This window comes from Thiomicrorhabdus indica (genome assembly GCF_004293625.1).
Classification (GTDB): Bacteria; Pseudomonadota; Gammaproteobacteria; order Thiomicrospirales; family Thiomicrospiraceae; genus Thiomicrorhabdus; species Thiomicrorhabdus indica.
Genome location: NZ_CP033040.1, coordinates 2,486,275 through 2,510,269, shown reverse-complemented (window position 1 = coordinate 2,510,269; position 23,995 = coordinate 2,486,275). Strand labels below are relative to the sequence as shown.

Genomic DNA, 23,995 nt, shown 5'->3' with positions numbered 1-23,995 from the left:
ATTTTCAAGTGACAGAGTGTTGTCATCTTTTGAAAATGTGACCGGCCGGTAGAAAACCTTTACTGCAACTAAGACTGAATTTGAATAAGTGGTGATGTTTTTTATAGTCTTAAAGCGCAAAAGACCAACGCAAAAAAAATGCGCTGGTCTAATTTTTAAGATAGAAAGGTTATTTCTTTATTAGGCTGACGCCATCCATTTCTTCAGGTTGTGGAATTTCCATCAAATCTAAAATGGTTGGCATCACGTCTGGAAGACGGCCACCTTCACGCAGCTCTAGTTTCTTTGGCCCAAAATACGCAAGTGGCACAGGGAAAGTTGTGTGCGAGGTGAAGGGTTCTCCGGTTTCTGGATCTTGCAACATTTCAATATTGCCGTGGTCGGCCGTAACAATGACTTGACCATTGGCTTTTTCAATTGCATCTAAAATTTTTCCTAGTGCTTCATCCACCGCTTCAACGGCTTTGATACAGGCTTCTAGAATGCCAGAGTGTCCAACCATATCCGGGTTGGCGATATTGCAAACAAAAGTATCGTAAGCCCCAGATTCAATTGCATCCACTAACTTTTCAGTCAATTCACCGACGCTCATTTCTGGCTGTAAGTCGTAGGTGCGAACCTTTGGTGACGGAATTAAAATACGATCTTCACCACGATAAGGCTGTTCAACACCGCCATTCAAGAAAAAGGTGACATGCGCGTATTTTTCGGTTTCAGCAATTCTCAGTTGACGAAGTTTTAGGTTTGATATCACTTCACCGAAGGTGTTTTTCAGACTGGTTGGGCGATAGGCAATAGTTGCACCGAAGTTTTCAAAGTTTTTGTGATATTCGGTCAAAGTAACAAATGCCGCCAGTAAAGGTGTGTTGCAACGGTGGAATTCCGCAAAGTCGCTTAAGATAAATGCACGCGTCAGTTGTCGAGTTCGGTCTGCGCGGAAATTCATAAAGATGATTGAGTCACCATCTTTGACTTTAGTTTTTTTGCCTTTTTTGTTTAGGATGACTGTCGGTTGGATGAATTCATCTGTTTCGCCGCGTTCATAAGCCATTTCAACCGCTTGTTTTGCGTTATCTGCTTTGAATTCACCTTTGCCGCAAGCAATCAGTGAATAGGCCGCTTCAGTTCGGTCCCAGCGAGTGTCGCGATCCATTGCATAGAAGCGGCCAATAATTGAACCAATGGAGATGTTGGCGTTCAGGTCACTAATATGGTTTTCAATTTGTTCAATGTATTTCAAGGTGCTTTGCGGTGCAACGTCACGTCCGTCTGAAAAAATGTGTAAAACTGTTTTGGCATTATTGTCAGCACATAATTTTAGCGCGGCTTTGATATGGTTAAGATGAGAGTGAACACCTCCATCGGATAGCAGTCCCATAATGTGAACGGTACGATCGCGCTTGACAGCTTCTAAAACAGCTTTGTTCAGAGCGTTGTTGTTAAAAAATCGACCATCGTCAATGTCTTTTTGAATTCGGGTCAGTTCTTGGTAAACCACTCTTCCGGCACCTAAGTTAGTGTGCCCGACTTCTGAATTTCCCATTTGACCGGTTGGCAAACCTACATCCATACCTGAGGTACTAATTAACGTGTTTGGGTTTTTAGCCATTAACTTGTCAAAGTTTGGTGTGTTGGCTTGTGCAATCGCATTGTGAGCTTCTTCTTCGCGATGTCCCCATCCATCAAGGATAATCAGTCCAGTTGGTCGGTTTTTAATTTTGATTTTTGGCTTTAAATCTTGGCCCATGTGTACTACACCATTTTAAAAGTTTATAAATTCCGTTTATTGTAGCGATTTTCGCTGTTAAAATCATCGGGTTTAATTAAGCGTATCAAGGGAATATGAATGTTTGGTGAATTTGTCGAAGAACAATTTCTACTGTTTGTTGCTTTAGTGGTTGTTGTATTAATGCTGATTTACAGTTACGTGGGTGACAAGTTAGCGGGTTTCAAAACGGTCAGCGCGGATGAAGCGATTCGTTTATATAATGATGATGCGTTTGTCTTGGATGTTCGCTCAAGCAGTGAATTTAAAGACGGGTTCATCGGCGAAGCAACGAATGTTGCGGTGGGTGATTTAGCAAATAACTTAAACAAGTTACCAAGTGATAAATCAAAACCGATTTTGGTGTATTGTTTAAGTGGTGGGCGGTCTGCACGAGCTGCGGGTACATTGGTTAAAAATGGATATACAGAAGTAAGCAATCTGCGTGGTGGAATTACAGCGTGGAAGGCTGCGAACTTGCCATTGAACAAACAAAAATCAAAGAAAAGCCGAAAAAAGTAACTTCGGCGAAGTCGAACACTAAAAAACAAACTTCGCCGCAAAAGGAATCAAGCATGCAAAACGTCACGATTTATCTAACGAATTACTGCCCATTTTGTACTATGGCAAAACGCCTTTTAGACGGAAAGGGTGTCAGCTACGATGTGATTGATGTGGGTAATTCCAAGGATGACTGGGCGGCAATGGAAGCTAGAACAGGTCGTAATACTGTGCCACAAATTTATGTCGGTGAACATCATGTTGGCGGTTTTGATGATTTGTCAGCGGCGGATAAAAGTGGTCAACTGGATCAGCTTTTAAACGGCTAATTTCTCAAATAGATAATTTAAATTTACATGTCAGGATAGAAGAATGTCTGAACAAGCTCAAAAAACCTTTCAAATCCAAAAAATCTACACCAAAAATGTATCATTCGAGTCACCGAATACCCCTGAGTTATTCACGACCGAATTTCAGCCGCAATTAAATGTTGACTTGAATGTTGAAAGCAAAGGCTTGCAGGAAGGTGTCTATCATGTACTGCTAAGAGTTACAGCGACGACTAAAGTTGAAGATAAAACTGCTTTCTTGTGTGAAGTTGAGCAAGCAGGAATCTTTACGTTGGTTGGTTTTACGGAAGAAGAAATGGGTTACATGCTTGGTTCTCAATGTCCAAATACGTTGTTCCCTTATGTTCGTGAAGCGATTTCAGATCTAGTAACGAAAGGAGGCTTTCCTCAGTTGCTATTGGAACCAGTCAATTTCGATGCGATGTATATGGAGCATCTTCAAGCTCAGCAACCGTCAGAAACCGCTCAGTAAAAGAGTTGATTTAGTTAGAAGAGATTAAAAGGCGGTTTTACCGCCTTTTCTTTTGGTGAAAAGATATGTCTGAAAATACTCAACTGCAAACGGCAATATCCTCAGAGCATTTACCGGCCGGTGGTGTTTGCAAGATTGCTGTTTTAGGAGCGGGTGCTTGGGGGACTGCTTTGGCAATTCATCTTGCTAGGGTTGGTCATGACGTTAGACTTTGGGCGCATGCAGAATCGAGCGTTCTCCGTATGCGGTCAGAACAAGAGAATGCTCGTTATTTGCCTGGAGTTAAGTTTCCTGAGAATTTACAGGTGTCGAGTAATTTGAAGAGTTTGGTTTCCTGTGTGGATGCTGTTTTGGTTGTCGTTCCAAGCCATGTCTTTCGAGAAGTGCTTGAAAAGTTGAAACAAAGTATACCGGCCGGTGTTTTTGATGAGCTTCCGGTTGCTTGGGCGACGAAAGGGTTTGAACCTGATTCTTTGTTATTGCTTCATAAAGTGGCCAAGCAGGTTCTGGGCGAGAATGCTAATCTTTCTGTATTATCAGGACCTACCTTTGCAGCGGAAGTTGCATTGGGGAAGCCGACAGCAATGGTGAGTGCTTCAAAAGATGCCAAGCAAGCGGAGTTTTGGGCTCAAATATTCCATCATCAAAGCTTTCGCATGTACACTCAAACAGACATGGTCGGCGTTGAAATAGGTGGCGCCTATAAAAATATCATGGCTATAGCGACTGGAGTGTCTGATGGTTTGGAGCTTGGGGCGAACGCTCGTGCAGCATTAATTTCCCGTGGTTTAGTTGAAATGATGCGTTTGAGTCAGGCGCTTGGTGGGCAGGCTGAAACTATGATGGGGTTGGCTGGATTAGGTGATTTGGTTTTAACGTGTACGGATGACTTGTCTCGTAATCGTCGCTTTGGTTATCAGCTTGCGCAGAAGGGCGCTGAAGTTAATCAAGTGATTGAAAAAATCGGTCAGGTCGTTGAGGGTGTAAAAGCGGTTCGCTCAGTGAAGAAGATTGCGGATAATTTAGCGTTGGACTTGCCGATTATGCAGCAAGTATATGACTTAGTTGAAGCCAAAATTACTCCGCAACAAGCGGCTGTGGCTTTATTGGCAAGAGATGGAAAAGCGGAGTCGAGCTGAGCACAGCATTTGATGTGCTCGATTTGGCTTAGTTCAGTTCCATATTAAAATCGAGTTGGCGCCACGCTTCATAGGCCATTACTGATACAGCATTGGCAAGGTTTAAACTGCGACCGCCAGGTACCATTGGGATGGTCAAGCGTTGCTCAAAGGGTAAGCTTTCAATAATGTCCATCGGTAAGCCGCGGCTTTCTGGACCAAATAAAAACGCGTCACCGTTTTCAAATGTCTCTTCGGTATAATAGCGTGTGGTTTTAGTGGTCAGTGCAAAAACACGATTCGGTTTTATTGTATCCAAGCAAGCTTGTAGGTTTTCATGTTCATGGACCTTGGCGAGTTCTTTATAATCAAGTCCCGCTCGGCGAACCTTTTTCTCGCTCAAATCAAACATGATAGGGTGAATTAAGTGAAGGTGTGCCCCCATGTTTGCGCTTAAGCGAATTAATGCGCCAGTATTTTGAGGGATCTCAGGTTCGTAAAGAATAATATGAATCATATAAATAAGTTCCAAATTAAAGTTGGACTAAATAAAAGTAATGAATAGGTAGTCGTTTATGGATTTGTCAGTTAATTTGTGTGGCATTACGTTTCAGTCGCCGGTGGCGATGGCATCGGGTAATGCGGGGTACGGCATAGAATACCAAGCAGTCTCTGGCTTTTCCAATAAAGATGTTGGTGCGGTGTTTTTGAAAGGCACAACTTTGCAGCCTAAGTTAGGGAATAAGCCTGAACGAGTCATGGAGTCGCCGAGTGGTTTATTAAACTCTGTCGGTTTGCAAAATCCAGGGGCGAAAGAAGTCATCGAACAATATATTTCAAGACTGAATATGGAAGACACTCGCTACATCATTAATGTATCGGGATCTTCCATTGAAGAATACGCTCAAGTTGTTGAGATGTTTGATCAAACTGCACTGCCTGCGATTGAAATTAATATTTCGTGTCCGAATGTGAAAAAAGGTGGTGCAGCTTTTGGTAATGATCCTGACATGGCCGCAAAAGTTGTAGAAGCTTGTCGTGCGGCAACTTCAAAGCCATTAATTGTTAAATTGTCACCGAATCAGACTGATATTGCGGAAGGCGCGCGTCGAGTGATTGATGCGGGTGCGGATGCATTGTCTGCAATTAACACTTTAATGGGTATGCAGATCGATATCCATTCACAGATGCCTACTTTAGGGAATAATCAAGGTGGATTGTCTGGTCCTGCTATTAAGCCGGTTGCTTTGCTAAAAGTGCATCAGGTCTATCAAGTGGCCAAACAGCATGATATTCCAATTATTGGGCTGGGTGGTATTGCCTCTGCTGAAGATGCGATTGAATTTTTCTTAGCAGGTGCTTCGATGGTTGCGATAGGAACCGCAATTGCTAAAGACCCTTTGATTGTTAAAAAGGTTAATAAGGGTGTTGCGAAATATATGAAGCAGCATAATGTGAATTCCGTTGCAGAGTTGACCGGCCGGTTAAAGTTACATACAGATACCGTTTTATGCGGTTAGAAAAGTCTTTTTTGTCCAATTTCTGCGTTGTCGGCTTTTTCTCAAATCTTATGTATTGTCTATACACTTCGATTTTCGAAAAAACTTTACGTCTTGAACTTGAATCAAAAAATCTCTTTTCTAAAAATAATTTAGAATTTAAAAAACTAAGTGATTATTAAGAAACGATGAAAACAGTAAATGAGCAATTAGCCATCATTAAACGTGGTGCAGAAGAAATTCTAGTCGAAAAAGAATTAATCGAAAAACTAGAGACGGGTAAGCCTTTAAAAGTGAAGGCTGGGTTTGATCCAACAGCGCCAGATCTACATTTGGGACATACTGTCTTAATTAATAAGTTAAAACAATTTCAAGATTTGGGTCACGAAATTTTATTTCTAATTGGTGATTTCACCGCGATGATTGGTGATCCGACAGGTAAAAGTGTTACACGTCCGCCTTTATCTAAAGAAGATGTACTGCGTAATGCTGAAACTTATAAAGAGCAAGTGTTTAAGATTCTTGATCCAGCTAAAACCAAAGTGGTTTTCAATTCGGAATGGATGTCCAAGCTTTCCGCAGCAGATATGATTCAATTGGCTGGAACTACGACAGTAGCGCGAATGCTAGAGCGAAATGATTTTGGCGATCGTTATGCTTCTAATACCCCGATTGCGATTCATGAGTTTTTATACCCATTAGTTCAGGGGTATGACTCAGTTGCAATGGAGGCAGATATTGAATTAGGTGGAACGGATCAGAAGTTTAACTTGCTAATGGGGCGTACACTACAACAGCATTATGGTAAGCCTGCACAGTGCACTTTGACCATGCCAATTCTTGAAGGGTTAGATGGCGTGCAAAAAATGTCAAAATCACTAGGGAACTACATCGGTATTAAAGATGAACCCAATGACATGTTTGGTAAGGTTATGTCTGTTTCAGATGAATTGATGTGGCGTTACTATGAGTTATTGTCATTTGAATCGCTAGAAACCATTGAAGGGTTAAAGCAAGCGGTAGCCGAGGGAGAAAATCCTCGTAATGTCAAAGTGAAGTTGGCAATGGAATTGATTGAGCGTTTCCATAATAAAGAAGCCGCAGAATCTGCATTAAAAGACTTTGAGACAAAATTTTCTAAAAACGCTATTCCGGATGAAATGCCAGAAGTTTCATTAGAAGGTGAAATGCCACTTGCGAATTTATTAAAAGAAGCGGGCTTGGTTGGATCCACTTCTGATGGTCATCGAATGACAAAACAAGGCGCTGTGAAAATTAATGGTGAGAAAGTTTCTGATTCTCGTCAAACTATACCGGCCGGTACAACTTCGGTTTATCAAGTTGGTAAGCGTAAGTTTGCTCGAGTAACGGTTAACTAAGTTTAGTTTTTGTCATATATGTAAAGAAAACCCGTTTTGAAAACATTCAAAACGGGTTTTTTTGGTTTATGGAAGTCTAATGAATAGATTCATTTACCGGCCGGTCCGGATTGGTTAGGGGAATAAAAAGAGTTTAAAGCGTATTTTGTGAATAAATCTGTGGATAAGTTTGTATAAAGAGGATGTTTTTGTGGGTAAGTAATGGAGTTGAAATTAATTTAAACTTTTTTCAATTTTTTGTAAAAAAAGACTTGCGTTCATTTTAGAAATCCCTAGAATACGCACCTGTCTTGAGGGGCAGCGGAAACAAAGCCTTCTCAGAGATGAAAAAAATTTGGTGTTAATTGTTTGATTTGATTGAGGATTTTGTTTCTTGGTTGAATTTTAAAAGCAAGCAGTTAACCATCGCGATTCTGGTTTGAATGTGATGAAAATTTTTTGAAAAAAGTTTGAAAAAACATTTGACAAAAGATTTTAGCTTCTCTAGAATACGCGGCCTACCAACGAGTCACGGTTTGAAATCAACAGTGACTAAGTTGTGGATAAGTTCTTTAAAAATATGGTAATTCAGAGATAATTTATGTGGAAACTTCTTAAGTGAGTACGCATAAAAAATCTCGAAAACTGACAAATATGTAACTGGTAATAAATTTATTTATTTATCATGCAAACTTGTCAATTCCGAGTGTTTATATCCGGAGACGGAATTTAAATATATCTAGCAAGATTAAACTGAAGAGTTTGATCCTGGCTCAGAATGAACGCTGGCGGCAGGCCTAACACATGCAAGTCGGACGGAAACGATAGAGAGCTTGCTCTCTAGGCGTCGAGTGGCGGACGGGTGAGTAATGCTTAGGAATCTACCCAATAGTTGGGGACAACATGTGGAAACGCATGCTAATACCGAATGTGCTCTACGGAGTAAAGGTGGCCTCTACTTGTAAGCTATCGCTATTGGATGAGCCTAAGTGAGATTAGCTTGTTGGTAAGGTAAAAGCTTACCAAGGCGACGATCTCTAGCTGGTTTGAGAGGATGATCAGCCACACTGGGACTGAGACACGGCCCAGACTCCTACGGGAGGCAGCAGTGGGGAATATTGCACAATGAGGGAAACCTTGATGCAGCCATGCCGCGTGTGTGAAGAAGGCCCGAGGGTTGTAAAGCACTTTCAATTGGGAGGAAGGTAGTATCGCTAATATCGATATTGCTTGACGTTACCTTTAGAAGAAGCACCGGCTAACTCTGTGCCAGCAGCCGCGGTAATACAGAGGGTGCAAGCGTTATTCGGAATTACTGGGCGTAAAGCGCGCGTAGGCGGACTGTTAAGTCGGTTGTGAAAGCCCTGGGCTCAACCTGGGAACTGCATCCGATACTGGCAATCTAGAGTTTAAGAGAGGGAAGGGGAATTCCTAGTGTAGCAGTGAAATGCGTAGATATTAGGAGGAACATCAGTGGCGAAGGCGCCTTCCTGGCTTAAAACTGACGCTGAGGTGCGAAAGCGTGGGTAGCGAACGGGATTAGATACCCCGGTAGTCCACGCCGTAAACGATGTCAACTAGTTGTGGGGCATATTAAAATGTTTCGTAACGTAGCTAACGCGATAAGTTGACCGCCTGGGGAGTACGGTCGCAAGATTAAAACTCAAAGGAATTGACGGGGGCCCGCACAAGCGGTGGAGCATGTGGTTTAATTCGATGCAACGCGAAGAACCTTACCATCCCTTGACATCCTGCGAACTTTCTAGAGATAGATTGGTGCCTTCGGGAACGCAGTGACAGGTGCTGCATGGCTGTCGTCAGCTCGTGTCGTGAGATGTTGGGTTAAGTCCCGCAACGAGCGCAACCCTTATCATTAGTTGCTACCATTTAGTTGAGAACTCTAATGAGACTGCCGGTGATAAACCGGAGGAAGGCGGGGACGACGTCAAGTCATCATGGCCCTTATGGGATGGGCTACACACGTGCTACAATGGGGGGTACAAAGAGCAGCCAGCTAGCAATAGTGCGCGAATCTCAAAAAACCTCTCGTAGTCCGGATTGGAGTCTGCAACTCGACTCCATGAAGTCGGAATCGCTAGTAATCGCGAATCAGAATGTCGCGGTGAATACGTTCCCGGGCCTTGTACACACCGCCCGTCACACCATGGGAGTGGATTGCAAAAGAAGTAGGTAGCCTAACTTCGGAGGGCGCTTACCACTTTGTGGTTCATGACTGGGGTGAAGTCGTAACAAGGTAGCCCTAGCGGAAGCTGGGGCTGGATCACCTCCTTTAAGATAAAAGCGTTACGAGCTTAAGTTAGTTTTCACATAAATTCTTTCTGAATTACACTATTAGGGGCTATAGCTCAGCTGGGAGAGCGCCTGCTTTGCACGCAGGAGGTCTGCGGTTCGATCCCGCATAGCTCCACCAATTACTGAATGTGTTTGAGTTAAGTTTTAAACTTTCATTGAGACATATTCATATATTGGGTCTGTAGCTCAGTTGGTTAGAGCGCACCCCTGATAAGGGTGAGGTCGGTGGTTCAAATCCACCCAGACCCACCACTTTAAAGTAAACCTGTTAATAGGTTTTGTTTAAAAATGACAAGTTGTTTTTAAATGAAAATTTATTAACAGTTTTATTTTGAAATTTTGAAGCAGATGATATAATTCCGCTTCTAAGTTTTTCGAAACTGAAGTTCTTTAAAAAATTGGATAACGATTGATATGACGCCGACTTGTCATATCAATAAGAGTTGATACAACTTCAATATCAACTCGCATTGCTGGAGTGTTTTAAACACTTCAAGTAATAGGTAACGCAATACTTAATTGAGATTACTCAAGCGTATTTGTGTCAGCGTAAATGATTTTAGTTGCATACACTCAGAGTATATTTTGAGTTGTATAGTTAAGTGACTAAGCGTACACGGTGGATGCCTAGGCGGTAGAAGGCGATGAAGGACGTGATAGCCTGCGATAAGCGACGGTGAGGTGGCAAATACCCTATGACCCGTCGATTTCCGAATGGGAAAACCCATCCTTTATGGATATCCTGCTTGCAGGAAGCTAACCCGGAGAACTGAAACATCTAAGTACCCGGAGGAAAAGAAATCAACCGAGATTTCCAAAGTAGCGGCGAGCGAAATGGGACCAGCCCTTAAGCAATGATTACATTAGTAGAATAGTCTGGAAAGTCTAACGATACAGGGTGATAGTCCCGTATACGAAAATGTATTCATTGTGAAATCGAGTAGGACGGAACACGTGAAATTCTGTCTGAACATGGGGGGACCACCCTCCAAGGCTAAATACTCTCTACCGACCGATAGTGAACCAGTACCGTGAGGGAAAGGCGAAAAGAACCCCTGGAGGGGAGTGAAATAGAACCTGAAACCGTGTACGTACAAGCAGTGGGAGCCCTTAGGGGTGACTGCGTACCTTTTGTATAATGGGTCAGCGACTTACGTTCTGTAGCAAGGTTAACCGAATAGGGGAGCCGTAGGGAAACCGAGTCTTAACTGGGCGAATAGTTGCAGGGCGTAGACCCGAAACCGGGCGATCTATCCATGGCCAGGTTGAAGGTGCCGTAACAGGTACTGGAGGACCGAACCCACGTATGTTGAAAAATGCGGGGATGAGTTGTGGATCGGAGTGAAAGGCTAATCAAGCCCGGAGATAGCTGGTTCTCCTCGAAATCTATTTAGGTAGAGCCTCATGTCTTACTGCTGGGGGTAGAGCACTGTTATGGTCTAGCGGCCCGTCAAGGGTTAGCAGCCCATTGCAAACTCCGAATACCAGCAAGTACAATCATGGGAGACAGACTGCGGGTGCTAACGTCCGTAGTCAAGAGGGAAACAACCCAGACCGCCAGCTAAGGTCCCTAAATACTACTCAGTGGGAAAGGATGTGGGAAGGCACAGACAGACAGGAGGTTGGCTTAGAAGCAGCCACCCTTTAAAGAAAGCGTAATAGCTCACTGTTCGAGTCGGCCTGCGCCGAAGATTTAACGGGGCTAAGTAGTATACCGAAGCTGCGGATGCGTTTTTACGCATGGTAGAGGAGCGTTCTGTAAGCCTGCGAAGGGGCATTGTAAAGTGTCCTGGAGGTATCAGAAGTGCGAATGCTGACATAAGTAGCGATAAAGGGAGTGAAAAGCTCCCTCGCCGAAAGACCAAGGTTTCCTACGCAACGCTAATCGACGTAGGGTTAGTCGACCCCTAAGATGAGGCCGATAGGCGTAATCGATGGGAAGCAGGTTAATATTCCTGCACTTTTTATGACTGCGATGGAGGGACGGAGAAGGCTAGGCCAGCTTGCTGATGGTTGCAAGTTTAAGCGCTTAGGAAGAGAGTTTAGGTAAATCCGGACTCTTAATTCTGAAACGTGACGACGAGTCCTCTTTTGGACGAAGTGGTTGATGCCATGCTTCCAAGAAAAGCTTCTAAGCTTCAGGTCATAAAGAATCGTACCCCAAACCAACACAGGTGGTCAGGATGAGAATTCCAAGGCGCTTGAGAGAACTCGGGTGAAGGAACTAGGCAAAATGATACCGTAACTTCGGGAGAAGGTATGCCCTCGACGGTGAATAGCTGTTGAGGGTCGCAGAGACCAGGTGGCTGCAACTGTTTACTAAAAACATAGCACTGTGCAAAATCGAAAGATGACGTATACGGTGTGACGCCTGCCCGGTGCCGGAAGGTTAATTGATGGGGTTAGCTTATGCGAAGCTCTTGATCGAAGCCCCGGTAAACGGCGGCCGTAACTATAACGGTCCTAAGGTAGCGAAATTCCTTGTCGGGTAAGTTCCGACCTGCACGAATGGCGTAATGATGGCCACACTGTCTCCACCCGAGACTCAGCGAAATTGAACTCGCAGTTAAGATGCTGCGTACCCGCGGCTAGACGGAAAGACCCCGTGAACCTTTACTACAGCTTTGCACTGGACTTTGACCTTACTTGTGTAGGATAGGTGGGAGGCTTTGAAACTGTGACGCCAGTTGCAGTGGAGCCATCCTTGAAATACCACCCTGGTAATGTTGAGGTTCTAACCTCGACCAGTGAATCCTGGTCAGGGACAGTGTATGGTGGGTAGTTTGACTGGGGCGGTCTCCTCCCAAAGTGTAACGGAGGAGCGCGAAGTTACCCTCAGCACGGTCGGACATCGTGCATTGAGCGCAAGAGTATAAGGGTGATTGACTGCGAGACAGACACGTCGAGCAGGTACGAAAGTAGGTTCTAGTGATCCGGTGGTTCTGTGTGGAAGGGCCATCGCTCAACGGATAAAAGGTACTCCGGGGATAACAGGCTGATACCGCCCAAGAGTTCATATCGACGGCGGTGTTTGGCACCTCGATGTCGGCTCATCACATCCTGGGGCTGAAGTCGGTCCCAAGGGTATGGCTGTTCGCCATTTAAAGTGGTACGCGAGCTGGGTTTAGAACGTCGTGAGACAGTTCGGTCCCTATCTGCCGTGGGCGTTGGAGAATTGAGATGGGCTGCTCCTAGTACGAGAGGACCGGAGTGGACGATCCGCTGGTGTTCCAGTTGTCATGCCAATGGCATTGCTGGGTAGCTATGATCGGAAAGGATAACCGCTGAAAGCATCTAAGCGGGAAACCTGCATCAAGATAAGTTCTCCCTAGACTATAAGTCTTCTGAAGGGCCGTTGGAGACTACGACGTTGATAGGCTGAGTGTGGAAGTGCAGTAATGTATGAAGCTAATCAGTACTAATTACCCGTGAGGCTTAACTATACAACTCAAAGTGAACTTTGAGTGAAAGCAAAGTCAGAGCAAAGACGCAAATACCTTGAGTAAGCGCAATTAAGTATTACCGAATACAAAGCATAAAAAATCGTTATCCAAATTTGCAGTGTTGGAACACCTAGGTGAACCAGCACAGCACACCGAATTGCTTGGTGACAATAGCAAGATGGAACCACCTGATCCCTTCTCGAACTCAGAAGTGAAACGTCTTAGCGCCGATGGTAGTGTGGGAGTTCCCATGTGAGAGTAGGTCATCGCCAAGCTTATATCCTAAAAGCTGCTTATCCTTCGTTGGGTAAGCAGCTTTTTTTTTGCATATTGACCCGTCCTAAATAAGATTGACACTTTTTCTGAACCGAAAAGGAAAAAGTAATGTCTTCAAACACTAAGCGCACACAGCGCGATTATTCCCTCGCTTTTAAATTGTCCGTTGTAGACCAAGTCGAAAAAGGCGAAATGACTTATAAACAAGCGCAAGCACATTATGGTATCCAAGGACGATCTACCGTTTTAGTTTGGCTTAGAAAGCATGGTAAGTTAAATTGGTCTGACGCCAACGCCATTAACCGACATCTTCGAGGAATCATTATGCCGACGACTAAAGCTGAAAAGACGCCAGAGCAGCGCATTAAAGAGCTTGAACAAGAACTCGCCGAAGAAAAACTCAAAGCCCAATTCTTTGAAGGCGTCGTCAAAGTCATGAAAGAGGACTTTGGAGTTAGCTTGACAAAAAAGCGGTTAGCCGAGTTATCGATCAAAAACAGATCCAAGGGCTCAACATAAGCAATGCTTGTCGATTCTTACAGATAAGCCGTCAGGCTTACTACCAAGGATTACAAAGGCAGCGGCTCAAAGAAAAGCAATACCGGATGATTCTGGATTTTGTACAAGCGATACGTATCAGCCAGCCGCGGATTGGTACCCGAAAGCTACACAACTTGCTATTAGCTAAAGCCCAAGAAGGATTGAAGATTGGACGAGACAAGTTGTTTGACTTGTTACGTTGGCAGCGTTTATTAGTGCCTAATAAGCGAGCCTATCATAAAACCACGCACAGTCATCATCGGTTTTATAAGCACCCCAATCTCATCAAAGAGCAGGGGCAAAGGCGTTTAGCCAAAGCGCCAGAGAAACTCTGGGTTGCAGACATTACCTATTTACCAGTACAACACGGCCAGGCCTATCTCAGCTTAGTCACCGATGCCTGTTCTCGTAAGATCGTTGGCTACCATGTGCACGACACTTTGCATGCTCAACCAGTCCTTCAGGCATTAAAGAACGCAGTGAAAAATAGATTAGGAAAAGGGGCACTCATTCATCACTCGGATAGAGGGATTCAGTACTGTTCAAAACCTTATCAAGTGTTCCATGAAAAACATGGCATTATCTGTTCGATGACGGATGGTTATGATTGCTATCAAAACGCTTTGGCGGAGAGAGTGAACGGGATTCTGAAGAATGAGTTTTTATTAACCAAGCCAAAGGATGTTGATCAGGCTCGACAAATGGTGAAAGAGTCGATTGAAATCTACAATACTCAACGTCCACACTTGGCGTTAAAATACAAAACGCCCGATGAAGTTCATCGAGCGTTTTTTACCTGAAAAAAGTGTCAACTTATTTCAGGACGGGACATATAATAAAATCAATATAAATTAAGTGTCTGACACACAATGCGATTTTACGATTTAAAGCGCCTTCTTACGCGTTCATGTCCAGAATTTAAGACATACTTATTGGACGAAATTGACTCGACCAATCGGTTTCTGAAAACAAAATTCAACGCAAAACTACCCGAACGGAGTGTTTGTATAACACAGCATCAAACTGCAGGCTATGGTCAACAACAACGAGCTTGGGAATCCGATAATGAATCCTGGACATTCAGCTTTTGTTTGCCGATTCAGCTTCCTATTCAACGTTGTGCTGGCTTAAGTTCTGTAATAGGTTTAGCGGTTATTGAGGCTTTATCCAAACAAATTCAGCAGGGTTTACTGATAAAGTGGCCCAATGATATCTGGAATACCGATGGTAAAGTGGCTGGTATTCTCATAGAATCCGTAAAGATTGAAAAAAATAAAACTTGGATGGTGTTTGGTATTGGAATGAATATTTCTTACCAAAAAACTAAATGGTTACCGGCCGGTAAAGATTATCCCTTTTCATCGATTCAGTTATGTAAGCGTTCAGAAGAATTGGTATTTATCTCTGTATTGGAAAACATCTTTGACTATATTCAAAATTTTGAAAGCAACGGCTTTCAGTATTTTATGGAGAGTTTCAAAAAACTTGATAAATTCAAGGATGGCCAATCGGTAATTGTGTATGATAGCGGCACTCCAATTAAGGGTGTATACCGAGGCGTTAACATGCGCGGAGAAGTCGAAATAGAGCTAGGTGGAAACATAAAGACCTATTGTTCCGGCTCGGTATCAATTAGACCGAATTAGATTATGAAAAAAGTATTTTTAGATATTGGCAACTCGCGCATTAAATGGGCAGTTGTTGATAATAGTGATTATCAATTTTATGGTGGTGTTTTACTGACGGATTTTTTAGCAGATCCTGAAAGCCATTTCTTTGCCCATTTCGAGAGTTCTGTAGATCAAGTTTATTATTGCTGTGTTGCCAACGCAAAAAATCTAGATTCGATTAAGAATATTATCCAGTCGAAATGGCAATTGTTTCCTATTGAATTATGTTCACAACAATCGTGCTGCTCTTTAGAGTGTGGTTACGATGACTTTCACTTGCTAGGCTCTGATCGTTGGATGGCTATGCAGGGTGGAATGTCTTTGACCTCTACAAGCAACCCCTCTCCATTTATTGTCATTGATTTTGGTACGGCTGTTACCGTTGATGCGGTTCGGGATGGTAAGCATCTAGGCGGCTTTATTGTTCCGGGATTAACAAGTCTTCGAAATGCATTGGCCAAAGACACAGCTGATTTGAATTTATTTTTGGAACCTAATCAGTCCAGTGATGAATTCGATGCACAGTCAACATTGTTAGCCACCAATACAGAGTCTGGAATTCTTGGTGGCACCTTATATATGACAGCGGCATTTATCAACCAAATTATTATAGATTTAAATGCTCAACTGCAAACTGAGTTTAAAGTCTTTTTAACCGGAGGTGATGCTAAAACCTTTGTGAATTTAATCGATTCCAATGTGATTTTAGAAGAAGATTTAGTTCTAAAAGGGATGCTAAGAATCGTTGACTCTGTGAAATCTTAAATTTTTTAATTTTTTTTTGCAAAGCGTTTGACAGGTTAAAATTTTTGCCTATAATACGCCTCCAGATGCCGACATAGCACAATTGGTAGTGCAACTGATTTGTAATCAGTAGGTTTCAAGTTCAAGTCTTGATGTCGGCACCATTTTATATGTCTATTTTGACATGTCGCCGACATAGCACAATTGGTAGTGCAACTGATTTGTAATCAGTAGGTTTCAAGTTCAAGTCTTGATGTCGGCACCAGTTTCTAAAAGCTTGTAACTCTTGGGTTACAGGCTTTTTTTGTATCTAAAGCTCGGATTGTATTGATTGAATGCAAGCTGATATAATGCAAAAGTTTATTTGAAAAAAATCGGAATCCGAATGGAACAACAATCTAGTTATACTCGTGAAGAGCTGTTGGCCTGTGGTCGTGGCGAATTATTTGGTCCAGGTAATGCACAATTACCATTACCACCTATGTTGATGTTTGATCGAATTACACACATCTCTGAAGAAGGTGGTGCTTATGGAAAAGGACAAATTAAAGCAGAATTAGATATCACTCAAGATTTGTGGTTCTTTGAATGTCACTTTAATGAAGACCCTGTTATGCCTGGATGTTTAGGGCTAGATGCTATGTGGCAGTTGATCGGTTTCTATCTTGGCTGGACGGGTGGCCCAGGCCGTGGTCGTGCATTGGGTTCTGGTGAAGTTAAATTCTATGGTCAAGTTTTACCAACTGCTAAAAAAGTTGAATATGTCATTGATATGAAGCGTGTCATTAAGCGCAAACTATACATGGGTATGGCTGATGCCAAGCTATTTGTTGATGGTCGTGAAATTTACAGTGCTGCTGACTTAAAAGTTGGCTTGTTCACCAATACGGAAAGTTTTTAAGTTATGAAAAGAGTTGTCATTACAGGTGTTGGAATTGTTTCGAGTATCGGGAACAATAAAGAGGAAGTGACAGAGTCTTTACGAAATGGACAGTCTGGTATTGTTTCTGCGCCAGAATATGCCGAAAATGGCCTGCGTTCACAGGTTCATGGTGCCGTTAAGAACCTTGACTTTAAAGACCACATTGACCGTAAGCAATTGCGTTTTATGGGTGATGCTGCCGCATACTCTTACATTGCAATGAAACAGGCAATTGAAGACTCAGGTTTAACTGATGAGCAAATTTCTAATCCTCGTACCGGTTTGATTGCTGGTTCTGGTGGTGGTTCTAATTCGAACTCAACCGGTGCTGTGGAAACTGCAAGAGAAAGAGGGGTTCGTCGCGTTGGCCCTTATATGGTGACCCGTACTATGGGATCAACTGTATCCGCTTGTTTGGCAACACCTTTTAAAATTAAAGGTATTAACTATTCCATTAGCTCCGCATGTTCTACTTCTGCTCATTGTATTGGCACTGCGGTTGAACAAATCCAGCTTGGTAAGCAGGATGTGGTTTTCGCAGGTGGGGGAGAAGAACTTCACTGGACGATGTCTGTTTTATTCGATGCCATGGGTGCTTTATCGACGAAATACAATGACACACCTGAAAAGGCCTCTCGTGCCTACGATGCTGACCGCGACGGTTTTGTAATTGCCGGCGGTGGTGGAATGGTTGTTGTTGAAGAGTTGGAGCATGCTCTTGCCCGTGGTGCAAAAATCTATGCAGAAATCACTGGCTATGGTGCTAATTCTGATGGTTACGATATGGTTGCTCCGAGTGGTGAAGGCGCAGAACGTTGCATGCAAATGGCTTTGTCTACAGTTAACGGAACAATTGACTATATTAACCCTCATGGGACTTCTACACCGGTTGGTGATACCAAAGAAGCCGCTGCGATTCGTAATGTTTTTGGTGACAAGGTTCCAAAAATCAGTTCGACAAAATCAATGTCAGGCCATTCTCTAGGTGCTGCTGGTGTTCATGAATTTATTTATAGTTTGATGATGTTAGAAAATGATTTCATTGCGCCGTCCATTAATATCGACACGCTTGATCCTGAGTGTGAAGGTATGCCGATTGTGACAGAACGTATTGATAACGCTGGACTGAACCGAATTATGAGTAATAGTTTTGGTTTTGGTGGAACGAACGCATCAGTCGTATTTGAAAAGTACAAAGCGTAAGGATCTCTGCTAAATCAAACGCGTTTTAATGAGACCGGAAGTGATTGTAAAATCCTTCCGGTTTTTTTATGCCTGTAATTTATACCGGCCGGTGCATTTTTAATCGATTAACGACATTGTGAAATTTGCTTTGCATACATTCGAGCACGTACGGCCACTTTTTTCGCAACCGCAGGTAACCATTTTTCGTTTAAATAACTTCGATTTTGATAACCTGTATGCCCCTCATGATAAGCCAAATATTGCTTAAAAGGGTCGTGTTTGGAAATGCGTAAACGTTTGTAAGATTGATGGTTGTACCATCCGATGAAATCCATGGCATGCATTAGATTATTCCGTTTGGCGCCCCAATTTTTTGTGTGCTTCTGATAGTCGTACCAAGCGGCATCTGTGGCTTGTGCATAACCAAATGCACCTGAAGAAGTATCTGACGGACGTGCATTCGCTTTAAAACGTGATTCTTGGTGAATAATTGCCAGTAGACTCCAAGCTGGCGTTCCCCAGTTTTTATAAGAGGTTTCAGCCGCAATCTTCCAGTCAGGGTGTCGTTGATAAATTAGACATAAGTTATCATAATTTTCACGGCTCACTTCTGAATAGGCTTTGTGAGGATGTTTTGTAGAAAAAGACGATTGTCCCGGTGGTTTAGAGGTACAGCCACTGAGTAGCCCTATTCCAACCGTTAGAACCATCAAAATTAGTCGATTAAGAGTTTTCATTTTGGACTTTTTTATGAGTGATTTCATTGAAACCATAGTTGAATTCCTGTCGATGAATGACGCGATTGTTTGTGAGAAATTCAATAAACCATTTACCTTGTCGAGCACTGCTCATTGCTTGTTGAGTTTGTATAAGATTTAGGCCTTTCACTAGCTCAAAAGTTTGAGAGTCAATCAACTGATTGCCATAAATCCAGCGCACTAAAATTTCTGCTTCGTTAGGGGATTTGATTTGGCTATTCGCTTTTAGTTGTCGTTCAAATTTAGGAATCAGGCTACTTTCTGGATAGCTCTTGCCGTTTGCCAAGCTTGTGAGTTCAAATTTTTCAATGATTAATTCACTGTCAACGATTGGTTGAAGCTTGAGCGTTTGCGTTTGCGCGAAGGTTTTTGCTGTTTTTTTCAGGTCAGAATAGGCTTCTTCATTGAGCAGTCTTAAATCTCGAGTATTGGCTGGTGTTTCAGAGGAGAAGTCGGTTGTCTGAGGGGATATTCTAGCTTGAAGTTCTTCTCGTTCTTGTTGATAGCTATCAATCATTAGCTTGGCGGTTAAAAGTCCGCTAATCACCATAAAGGCGAGCCAGATACTTCGGTTTTTCCAGTTCGGTTTGCCTTGAGCTTTTTGTTGGATTGCTAAATGGTCATTTGCCTGCTGCCAACCCATTTCAAAATAGTGTCGCATTTTTTGATCTTGACGAAAATCTGTTGGCATATCAAACACAGCTTTACCGTTCAACGCGTGACGGTAGCCACGCTTGAAAGCGTGTTGATAATGCGGATTTTCAATTTCAGGCAATCGCATACATCTTTACCGGCCGGCTATGTTTTGGAAGCCGTCTCATTTTGAGTGAAAAGGGCATTGGTAAAGTCCTCACTGTTGAATGGGCGCAAATCATCAATTTGCTCACCAATACCAATATAACGAATCGGAACCTGTGTCTGTTCCGCTAATGCATATACAATGCCGCCTTTCGCGGTACCATCAAGTTTGGTTAGGGTTATTCCTGAGACGCCAACGGCTTCATGGAACTGCTTGGTTTGGTTCAATGCGTTTTGCCCCGTTCCTGCATCAATGACAAGCATCACTTCATGCGGTGCTGTGTCATCCACTTTTGCAATCACGCGCTTCACTTTTTTCAATTCTTCCATTAAATTCGATTGTGTATGCAGTCGGCCGGCTGTGTCAGCGATTAAAACATCGATGTTTTTCGCTTTGGCAGATTGCATTGCATCGAAGATTACCGCAGCAGAATCCGCTCCGGTTTTTTGAGCGATCACTGGAACATTGTTGCGTTCGCCCCAAGTTTCTAATTGTTCGACCGCTGCTGCACGGAAAGTATCACCCGCGGCTAGCATGATTGACTTTCCTTCATTCTGGAATTTTTTGGCGAGTTTACCAATTGTTGTGGTTTTTCCGACGCCATTAATGCCAACCATAAGAATCACGTACGGGCCACCAGTCGTTTTTAGGAATTCGTCAATTTCCAATGGGCGATTGATTGGCTCCAGAATTTGATTTAATTGTACTTTAAGGGAGGCAATTAATGTTTGAGGGTCGCTTAATTCTTTGCGAGAAACTTGATCGGTCAGGTTTTGAATAATGCGGTCGGTTGCATCAATCCCCACATCCGCAGTTAAAAGAATCATTTCTAAATCTTCGAGTAACTCGTCATCGATTTCTTTTTTACCAAGCACTAGGTTTGCAAGGCTGTCGGTAAAAGTTTTACGAGTCTTACTTAGGCCTTCTTTTAAACGAGCGAAAAAGCCTTTTTTCTTTGGTTCTTCTTCGGGAACGATTTGAGTCCGCGCAGGTGTTGGCGCTTCAGTAACGGTTTCAGTTGGGGCTGGTGTTGGCGCTTCGGTAACGGTTTCAGTCGGCGCAGGTGTTGGGGCTTCGGTAACGGTTTCAGTCGGCGCAGGTGTTGGCGCTTCAGTAACGGTTTCAGTCGGAGGAGGTGTTGGGGCTTTGGTAACGGTTTCAGTCGGGGCAGACGTTGGTGCTTCGGTTACCGCTTCATTTAGCTCTTGTGACTCTTGCTGTTCTGCTTGTGTTGCTTCATCTTGCTTCTTATTTCGGCGAAAAAAACCAAACATTCCGTTATCCTATTCCAGTCTTTATTAATACTGTGGTGTATTGAATTCACAATAATGACAATACACGACAGATATTGAAAAAATTAATGCCGGTTATTATAAAGCAATTTAATCGGAATTAACCGGCCGGTAGAAAATAGAATTCATCGAAAGTTTTGAAGTATCAAACCAATATAAAAGAAATTAGGAGTCCAATATGATCGCAAAGGTAGCGTTGATGTGTGCGGCGGTTTGTTTGCCGTGGCAAATGGCTCATTCGGGGACGGCATCACAAAAAACTGGTCAGCACATCGCCGAAACAGTTGTCACACAATACCAATTGGATAATGGCATGCAAGTGGTGGTAAAGCAAGATCATCGCTCACCGGTTGTAGTGCATCAGGTCTGGTATAAAATCGGTTCGAATTTTGAACAAAATGGCAATACAGGAATTTCTCACATGCTTGAACACATGATGTTCAAAGGCACTGAAACCCATGAGCCTGGAGAGTTCTCAAAAATTGTTGCTCGTTTGGGGGGGAAGGAAAATGCCTTCACTTCAACCGATTATACGGCGTACTACCAAGTCGTTGGTAAACAGCACCTTGAGCGTGTGATGGAGTTGGAAGCTGACCGTATGCGCAACGTCGTAGTCTCTGATGAGGAGTTTTATAAGGAGCGGGATGTTGTTGCAGAAGAGCGACGCTGGCGAGTGGAAGATAAGCCCGGTAGTAAGCTTTATGAACAATTCAAGGCGACCGCTTTTATGAACTCGCCAGCACATCATCCTATTATTGGTTGGATGAGTGATGTCGAAAACTGGAAGGCAGAGGATGCTCGTGCTTGGTATCAAAAATGGTATGCACCCAATAATGCGATTTTAGTTGTGGTTGGAGATGTGCAACCCGACAAAGTGTATGAGTTGGCCAAACAATATTATGGTGTTTATGAGCCCGAAGCCATTACTCCACCAAAGCCTCAAATAGAGATTGCTCAAGAAGGCGAACGTCGGATCACCTTAAAAGCGAAAACTGAATTAACTAAAGTTTACATGGGCTTCCATACGCCAACCTTGGTGACAGCCAAAACGGATACTGAAAAACAAGAAGTCTATGCATTGAGTGTCTTGGCCTCTATTTTGGATGGTGATGATTCGTCACGTATTGCTAAGAACCTAGTTCGAAAAGCCAACGTTGTTGTGGGTGCAGGCGCAGGTTATGACGGTACGGATCGTTTAACCACCTTGTTTACATTTTCTGCTACGGCAGCAGAAGGTAAATCCCCGAAAGATGTTGAAGAAGCGATTTGGGCCGAAATTGAGAAGTTGAAACAGCAACCCGTTACCAAGCTAGAGTTAGAGCGAGTTTTGGCGCAAAGTGAGGCGCAATATATCTATCATCAGGATTCAATTCAATCACAAGCGACGGTTCTTGGATCATTGTTAAGTGTCGGTTTGCCTGCGGATTTATTGGACAACTGGGTGGAAAATTTAAGAAAGGTCACCCCTGAACAAGTCCAAGCGGTGGCAAAAAAATACCTGCATCGTGACAAGCAAACGGTAGCCGTTTTATTTCCGAAGACTGAAAGCCCACCGGCCGGTAAGGTTGCTCTGCTTGATGAAAACAATTCTGATAAAGGAGCGCTGTAAATGAGTTTACTTAAAAAAACCTTTGCGCCATTTATCGGTCATGTTTCGTTTGTGGCAGTTTTTTTGTTTTCCAGTTCAGCGTTTGCTGGTTTGAATATCGAATCTTGGCAGACCAAAGCAGGTGCAAAAGTGATGTTCGTAGAGTCGCAGCAACTACCGATTCTAGATATTCAAATGACCTTTGAAGCTGGGTCTGCACGTGATGGAACGGCTTTGGGGCTGGCGAGTTTTACCAGTGATTTATTGGGAACTGAAACTCAAACCATGAATGAAGACCAGCTTGCTGAAGCCTTCAACGCACTTGGTGCACAGTTTTCTGTTTCTGCTAATCGAGACAGCGCTACGGTCAGTTTACGAACTTTGACTCGACCAGAAATTCAGCAAAAAGCGGTTAGCACTCTGATGGAAGTCCTCGCTAAGCCAAAGTTTGATGCGAAAATTTTTGAACGCGAGCGTCAGCGCCTCTTAACCTCTTTAAAACAGAAGGCCGTTAAGCCGCAAAGTATGGCTTCCGATCTATTGTGGGAGGCGCTTTATGGTGATCATCCATACGCACATCCTACGGTCGGCAAACCTGAATCCTTGCAAGCACTCAACGTTGCGCAGCTTAAGCAGTTTTATCAAGATCACTACAACGCGAAAAATGCAGTGATTGCGATTGTCGGTAAAATTTCCAAATCGCAGGCGCAGCAGATTGCAGAGCAGTTAAGTGCTGCTTTGCCAAAGTCGAATAAGGTACTGCAACCAATTCCAAAACCTAAAGGGTTATCCAAACCGGTTCTTGCAAAGAAAGATTTTAAGTCGACACAAACGTATTATCATTTGGCGCAACTAGGAATTGAACGTGGCAATGAAGACTACATTCCACTGTTTGTTGGAAATCAATTGTTTGGTGGCAGTGGTTTCGGATCTTATTTAATGGAAGAAGTGCGTGAAAAACGAGGTTTGGTGTACAGTGTTTACAGTTACTTTGCACCAATGAAACAAAATGGCCCGTTTATTATCGGGCTATCCACGCAGAATGCTCGTGCTTTTGAGGCGAGAAAAGTAGTTGAAGAGACCCTGGAAAACTTTTTAAAAGATTTTGACAATGAGCGTTTTGCGGCCATTAAAGAAAACATTATTGGTGGATGGCCGCTTCGTTTTGATTCCAATGGGAAAATCATCGGTTATATTTCGATGATTGGTTTTTACGATTTGCCGTTGGATTATTTGGAATGGTTCCCGAAACAAGTTGAAAAGGTTACCAAGGAACAGGTCTTGAAAGCTTGGCGCAAGCATATTCAACCTGAAAAAATGCTAACGGTTATGGTGGGAGAACCAGAATAGTTGTGCACTATTGGTAGAGCTGAACAAATTCTCTGCGACTTTTGAAAGTGAA

At 43.2% G+C, this 23,995-nt stretch carries 18 protein-coding genes, 4 tRNA genes and 3 rRNA genes; 20 read left to right on the top strand and 5 right to left on the bottom strand.

Features of this window, described 5'->3' with window-relative positions; genetic code table 11:
• Positions 1-169: 169 nt before the first annotated feature.
• Positions 170-1,747 carry a 2,3-bisphosphoglycerate-independent phosphoglycerate mutase gene (gene gpmI, locus D9T12_RS11010; protein WP_130538215.1) on the bottom strand — a complete coding sequence of 526 codons (1,578 nt, stop codon included), beginning with the start codon at positions 1,745-1,747 and terminating at the stop codon, positions 170-172.
• Between the two features lie 99 nt (positions 1,748-1,846).
• Between gpmI and D9T12_RS11005 the strand changes: the two genes are divergently transcribed.
• The 4 genes from D9T12_RS11005 to D9T12_RS10990 all read left to right on the top strand — a co-directional run bounded on the left by D9T12_RS11005 (position 1,847) and on the right by D9T12_RS10990 (position 4,227).
• A complete protein-coding gene (locus tag D9T12_RS11005; RefSeq protein ID WP_130538214.1) occupies positions 1,847-2,287 on the top strand; it encodes a rhodanese-like domain-containing protein in 441 nt (146 codons plus the stop codon).
• Between the two features lie 53 nt (positions 2,288-2,340).
• On the top strand, positions 2,341-2,595 hold the full coding sequence (grxC, locus tag D9T12_RS11000) for a glutaredoxin 3 (RefSeq protein ID WP_130538213.1): 255 nt from the start codon (positions 2,341-2,343) through the stop codon (positions 2,593-2,595).
• Positions 2,596-2,638: 43 nt separating this feature from the next.
• On the top strand, positions 2,639-3,088 hold the full coding sequence (gene secB / locus D9T12_RS10995; RefSeq protein WP_130538212.1) for a protein-export chaperone SecB: 450 nt from the start codon (positions 2,639-2,641) through the stop codon (positions 3,086-3,088).
• A gap of 65 nt (positions 3,089-3,153) precedes the next feature.
• The gene (locus tag D9T12_RS10990) at positions 3,154-4,227 is read left to right on the top strand and encodes an NAD(P)H-dependent glycerol-3-phosphate dehydrogenase (protein WP_130538211.1); all 1,074 of its coding nucleotides are present in this window, start codon (positions 3,154-3,156) and stop codon (positions 4,225-4,227) included.
• A 28-nt stretch (positions 4,228-4,255) separates the two neighbouring features.
• Here D9T12_RS10990 and D9T12_RS10985 read toward each other — a convergent pair whose 3' ends face one another.
• Positions 4,256-4,723, bottom strand: a complete 468-nt coding sequence (locus D9T12_RS10985) for a tRNA (cytidine(34)-2'-O)-methyltransferase (RefSeq protein ID WP_130538210.1) — start codon at positions 4,721-4,723, stop codon at positions 4,256-4,258.
• Positions 4,724-4,781: 58 nt separating this feature from the next.
• Here D9T12_RS10985 and D9T12_RS10980 point away from each other — a divergent pair, with 58 nt between their 5' ends.
• From D9T12_RS10980 to fabB, 14 genes are all read left to right on the top strand, one after another.
• The gene (locus D9T12_RS10980; RefSeq protein ID WP_130538209.1) at positions 4,782-5,726 is read left to right on the top strand and encodes a dihydroorotate dehydrogenase; all 945 of its coding nucleotides are present in this window, start codon (positions 4,782-4,784) and stop codon (positions 5,724-5,726) included.
• A gap of 167 nt (positions 5,727-5,893) precedes the next feature.
• A complete protein-coding gene (gene tyrS / locus D9T12_RS10975) occupies positions 5,894-7,084 on the top strand; it encodes a tyrosine--tRNA ligase (protein WP_130538208.1) in 1,191 nt (396 codons plus the stop codon).
• Between the two features lie 729 nt (positions 7,085-7,813).
• Positions 7,814-9,355, top strand: a 16S ribosomal RNA gene (locus D9T12_RS10970).
• Between the two features lie 63 nt (positions 9,356-9,418).
• A tRNA-Ala gene (locus D9T12_RS10965) sits at positions 9,419-9,494 on the top strand.
• Between the two features lie 57 nt (positions 9,495-9,551).
• A tRNA-Ile gene (locus tag D9T12_RS10960) sits at positions 9,552-9,628 on the top strand.
• Positions 9,629-9,972: 344 nt separating this feature from the next.
• Positions 9,973-12,819, top strand: a 23S ribosomal RNA gene (locus D9T12_RS10955).
• 160 nt (positions 12,820-12,979) lie between these two features.
• Positions 12,980-13,094: ribosomal RNA gene (gene rrf / locus D9T12_RS10950) — 5S ribosomal RNA — on the top strand.
• The 16S, 23S and 5S rRNA genes sit together here with 2 tRNA genes alongside, the layout of an rRNA operon.
• A gap of 109 nt (positions 13,095-13,203) precedes the next feature.
• Positions 13,204-14,435, top strand: a protein-coding gene (locus tag D9T12_RS10945; protein WP_130536334.1) for an IS3 family transposase whose coding sequence is annotated in 2 segments (ribosomal slippage) — positions 13,204-13,558 and positions 13,558-14,435 — 1,233 coding nt in all. Because the reading frame shifts where the segments join, the coding sequence is not laid out codon by codon here.
• Positions 14,436-14,567: 132 nt separating this feature from the next.
• On the top strand, positions 14,568-15,281 hold the full coding sequence (locus D9T12_RS10940; protein WP_165395101.1) for a biotin--[acetyl-CoA-carboxylase] ligase: 714 nt from the start codon (positions 14,568-14,570) through the stop codon (positions 15,279-15,281).
• Between the two features lie 3 nt (positions 15,282-15,284).
• Positions 15,285-16,070 (top strand): type III pantothenate kinase, encoded by a 786-nt coding sequence (locus D9T12_RS10935; RefSeq protein ID WP_130538206.1) that lies wholly within the window; start codon positions 15,285-15,287, stop codon positions 16,068-16,070.
• A gap of 67 nt (positions 16,071-16,137) precedes the next feature.
• Positions 16,138-16,213 (top strand) — tRNA-Thr (locus D9T12_RS10930).
• Positions 16,214-16,238: 25 nt separating this feature from the next.
• Positions 16,239-16,314: transfer RNA gene (locus D9T12_RS10925), tRNA-Thr, on the top strand.
• 120 nt (positions 16,315-16,434) lie between these two features.
• Complete coding sequence (fabA, locus tag D9T12_RS10920) at positions 16,435-16,950, top strand: 3-hydroxyacyl-[acyl-carrier-protein] dehydratase FabA (protein ID WP_130538205.1); 516 nt, start codon at positions 16,435-16,437, stop codon at positions 16,948-16,950.
• A 3-nt stretch (positions 16,951-16,953) separates the two neighbouring features.
• Positions 16,954-18,174 (top strand): beta-ketoacyl-ACP synthase I, encoded by a 1,221-nt coding sequence (gene fabB / locus D9T12_RS10915; protein WP_130538204.1) that lies wholly within the window; start codon positions 16,954-16,956, stop codon positions 18,172-18,174.
• A gap of 107 nt (positions 18,175-18,281) precedes the next feature.
• On the opposite strand, the gene D9T12_RS10910 is transcribed toward fabB, so the two are convergent.
• Genes D9T12_RS10910 through ftsY form a run of 3 tightly spaced genes read right to left on the bottom strand, consistent with a single transcriptional unit; the run spans position 18,282 to position 20,987 of the window.
• Positions 18,282-18,893 carry a transglycosylase SLT domain-containing protein gene (locus tag D9T12_RS10910; RefSeq protein WP_130538203.1) on the bottom strand — a complete coding sequence of 204 codons (612 nt, stop codon included), beginning with the start codon at positions 18,891-18,893 and terminating at the stop codon, positions 18,282-18,284.
• On the bottom strand, positions 18,880-19,695 hold the full coding sequence (locus D9T12_RS10905) for a hypothetical protein (protein ID WP_130538202.1): 816 nt from the start codon (positions 19,693-19,695) through the stop codon (positions 18,880-18,882). The genes D9T12_RS10910 and D9T12_RS10905 overlap by 14 nt, the downstream gene beginning before the upstream one ends.
• 17 nt (positions 19,696-19,712) lie before the next feature.
• Entirely contained in the window at positions 19,713-20,987 is a 1,275-nt protein-coding gene (ftsY, locus tag D9T12_RS10900; RefSeq protein WP_130538201.1) for a signal recognition particle-docking protein FtsY, read from the bottom strand.
• Positions 20,988-21,183: 196 nt separating this feature from the next.
• Between ftsY and D9T12_RS10895 the strand changes: the two genes are divergently transcribed.
• Positions 21,184-22,614 (top strand): M16 family metallopeptidase, encoded by a 1,431-nt coding sequence (locus tag D9T12_RS10895; protein ID WP_240693182.1) that lies wholly within the window; start codon positions 21,184-21,186, stop codon positions 22,612-22,614.
• Positions 22,615-23,943, top strand: a complete 1,329-nt coding sequence (locus tag D9T12_RS10890) for a M16 family metallopeptidase (RefSeq protein ID WP_130538200.1) — start codon at positions 22,615-22,617, stop codon at positions 23,941-23,943. It abuts the gene before it with no gap.
• Positions 23,944-23,995: the final 52 nt, after the last annotated feature.

Excerpts from the sequence above, each read along its gene's own strand:
- gpmI (WP_130538215.1), bottom strand. The coding sequence starts at position 1,747 with ATGGGCCAAGATTTAAAGCCAAAAATCAAAATTAAAAACCGACCAACT.
- D9T12_RS11005 (WP_130538214.1), top strand. The coding sequence starts at position 1,847 with ATGTTTGGTGAATTTGTCGAAGAACAATTTCTACTGTTTGTTGCTTTA.
- grxC (WP_130538213.1), top strand. The coding sequence starts at position 2,341 with ATGCAAAACGTCACGATTTATCTAACGAATTACTGCCCATTTTGTACT.
- secB (WP_130538212.1), top strand. The coding sequence starts at position 2,639 with ATGTCTGAACAAGCTCAAAAAACCTTTCAAATCCAAAAAATCTACACC.
- D9T12_RS10990 (WP_130538211.1), top strand. The coding sequence starts at position 3,154 with ATGTCTGAAAATACTCAACTGCAAACGGCAATATCCTCAGAGCATTTA.
- D9T12_RS10985 (WP_130538210.1), bottom strand. The coding sequence starts at position 4,723 with ATGATTCATATTATTCTTTACGAACCTGAGATCCCTCAAAATACTGGC.
- D9T12_RS10980 (WP_130538209.1), top strand. The coding sequence starts at position 4,782 with ATGGATTTGTCAGTTAATTTGTGTGGCATTACGTTTCAGTCGCCGGTG.
- tyrS (WP_130538208.1), top strand. The coding sequence starts at position 5,894 with ATGAAAACAGTAAATGAGCAATTAGCCATCATTAAACGTGGTGCAGAA.
- D9T12_RS10935 (WP_130538206.1), top strand. The coding sequence starts at position 15,285 with ATGAAAAAAGTATTTTTAGATATTGGCAACTCGCGCATTAAATGGGCA.
- fabA (WP_130538205.1), top strand. The coding sequence starts at position 16,435 with ATGGAACAACAATCTAGTTATACTCGTGAAGAGCTGTTGGCCTGTGGT.
- fabB (WP_130538204.1), top strand. The coding sequence starts at position 16,954 with ATGAAAAGAGTTGTCATTACAGGTGTTGGAATTGTTTCGAGTATCGGG.
- D9T12_RS10910 (WP_130538203.1), bottom strand. The coding sequence starts at position 18,893 with ATGAAAACTCTTAATCGACTAATTTTGATGGTTCTAACGGTTGGAATA.
- D9T12_RS10905 (WP_130538202.1), bottom strand. The coding sequence starts at position 19,695 with ATGCGATTGCCTGAAATTGAAAATCCGCATTATCAACACGCTTTCAAG.
- ftsY (WP_130538201.1), bottom strand. The coding sequence starts at position 20,987 with ATGTTTGGTTTTTTTCGCCGAAATAAGAAGCAAGATGAAGCAACACAA.
- D9T12_RS10895 (WP_240693182.1), top strand. The coding sequence starts at position 21,184 with ATGATCGCAAAGGTAGCGTTGATGTGTGCGGCGGTTTGTTTGCCGTGG.
- D9T12_RS10890 (WP_130538200.1), top strand. The coding sequence starts at position 22,615 with ATGAGTTTACTTAAAAAAACCTTTGCGCCATTTATCGGTCATGTTTCG.